At 34.9% G+C, this 661-nt stretch carries 1 protein-coding gene; it reads left to right on the top strand.

The window, feature by feature from the left end; genetic code table 11:
• The coding region (locus tag FC36_RS06390) for an RNA-guided endonuclease InsQ/TnpB family protein (RefSeq protein WP_156409528.1) at positions 1-661 on the top strand (661 nt) is incomplete at both ends.

The raw sequence follows: 661 nt of genomic DNA, 5'->3' as shown, positions 1-661 counted from the left end.
CCTGGAAACTATTTAGACAGGTACACAAAGTGGGTACACCTAACTTTCACAAAAAAAGTTATCGTGAAAACTATCAAACAAGTACTCACTACACTAAAAAGCACAATATGGACATGTTTAGTGCAAGCGTACGCTTTTTAGATAATAAACATCTTAACTTACCTAAATTAGGTAGAATAAGGGTTAGTGGCTCTTACAGACGTATTTTAGATAGTAAGACTGATATTCGTATTGGTACAGTTACAATTAGTAAAGATGTGGCAGATAGATATTTTGTATCTATGCAGTTAGCTTCCGATACGCCTTTTGTACAAACAAAGGCAAAAACTAATTCTAAAGTTGGCGTTGACCTTAATACTGAAAATTTCTTAACTGACAGTAACGGTAATCAAGTGGCTAATCCTAGATACTATCGAACTATTAAAGGTAAGTTAGCTAAGCAACAACGTAAGTTGTCAAGACGTCAAAGACGGGCAATAGCGGAAGGTAGAAGTTTACGAGAAGCTAAGAATTATCAGAAACAAAGACAAGTCGTAGCAAGACTACACGATAAAATCCGTAACCAGCGTAATAACTTCCTAAATTTAGTATCTACTGCACTTATCAATAACCACGATTTGGTAGTAGCCGAAAATTTACGAAGCTCTAATATGCTTAAAAA

This window comes from Ligilactobacillus equi DSM 15833 = JCM 10991, from assembly GCF_001435735.1.
Classification (GTDB): domain Bacteria; phylum Bacillota; class Bacilli; order Lactobacillales; family Lactobacillaceae; genus Ligilactobacillus; species Ligilactobacillus equi.
This window is presented reverse-complemented; position numbering and strand designations above follow the sequence as displayed.